The organism is Okeania sp. SIO2B9 (assembly GCF_010672505.1).
Taxonomy (GTDB): domain Bacteria; phylum Cyanobacteriota; class Cyanobacteriia; order Cyanobacteriales; family Microcoleaceae; genus Okeania; species Okeania hirsuta.
Genome location: NZ_JAAHGK010001613.1, coordinates 1 through 1,430 on the forward strand (window position 1 = coordinate 1; position 1,430 = coordinate 1,430).

Sequence of the window (1,430 nt, forward strand, 5' to 3'; positions counted from 1 at the left end):
TCGCCTTGTAGAGTATTAATTGTGAGGCAAAAAAAAGTTTTCTTGAGCTTCACTAGCAAAATCTAATTTAGTTATTGAAAAAATCATCCAGGCGATCGCTTACTACTGATCGCCCATACCAACAAAAAACAGGAGAATATTGATATATGTCTGCATCTGAAATTGTTATGCACCGGATGTTTGCTGAAGCTGTTGCCCACTATCACCCCTTCGCTGAATATCTCGGCTATCAAGAGGCAGCAGATGGATTTATTGTCTATTATGAAGGGACGAATGGTCAACAATATATGGCAATAGATACAGAAGGAAACGTCCTTGGAGATACGACTATGGGAACAACGAGAACAGTGGAAGTTTTAGCGGTAGGAGCTGCAATTCTTGATGCTATGTTTGGAGGTTCTTCTTCCTAGTTTTCTTCATCAAGATATTGGTTAAATGGCAAAGTCTTTACAACTTTGCCTACATTTTGGCATAACACCTCATAATTATATACTCACCATTTATCTAGGCACTAAATCATAAACGTAGTAGACCGACACATATTCAATGGTGCGTTAGATGTGGGGTGTGGGGAGGGTGGGAAGTGTGGGGAGGGTGGGGAGAAAAAGACACCTAGAAACAAAAAATCTATTGCACAGTTTTAGCTGTGTCAGTCTAGTAGTAGACCGACACATATTCAATGGTGCGTTACGACGGATTGCTGAATCTCTTTCATAGTCTTAATTTAAGCCTTCTAACGCACCCTACTGGACCGACACAGCTAAAACTGTGCATTAGGGAGTAGGGGAGTAGGGGAGTAGGGGAGTAGGGGAGTAGGGGAGAAAGATTTTTGTTGGGTTTTTCCGTTGGAAATGCTCCGCAAACGTCCCATGCTGCGCAATGAATCGCGCAAACAACCCAACCTACATCTATTGCACCATTTAAGGTGTGTCAGTCTACTACTAGAATTAATTATCCTATTGTTGGTTTGAGGAACGAAACCTAACCTACGCTTATTGCACTAAAGTTTTATGCTACACTAACAATTAACTCTACTCCTCCTTCAGGGATTCGTCCCTTATTCCACTGAAAACCTTTGTCAGACAGGAAAGAGGTTGTAGGGAAACAGGGGAAAAGGGAGTATTTCGACGATTAAATGCCCATAAAATCGCGATTTTTCTTCCTTTCCCTTTTCTTTTCCTAAAATGTTCTTGTTTCCCATCATTGCACTTATAAATAATCCTAGTTTTTACTCCATTTGAACTATTTCAACTGAGGAGAAGTAGAGTTAAATTTCTGCAATTATGCAGTAGTAACTGCAACTTTTCCTCAGTTGAAATAGTTCAAATGGAGTAAAAACTAGGATTATTTATAAGTGCAATGATGGGAAACAAGAACATTTTAGGAAAAGAAAAGGGAAAGGAAGAAAAATCGCGATTTTATGGGCATTA

General features: G+C 39.7%; 1 protein-coding gene. It reads left to right on the plus strand.

What is annotated here, in order from left to right:
- Window positions 1-146 precede the first annotated feature (146 nt).
- Window positions 147-410, plus strand: a complete 264-nt coding sequence (locus F6K13_RS33105; protein ID WP_094672637.1) for a hypothetical protein — start codon at window positions 147-149, stop codon at window positions 408-410.
- The last annotated feature ends 1,020 nt before the right edge of the window (window positions 411-1,430 follow it).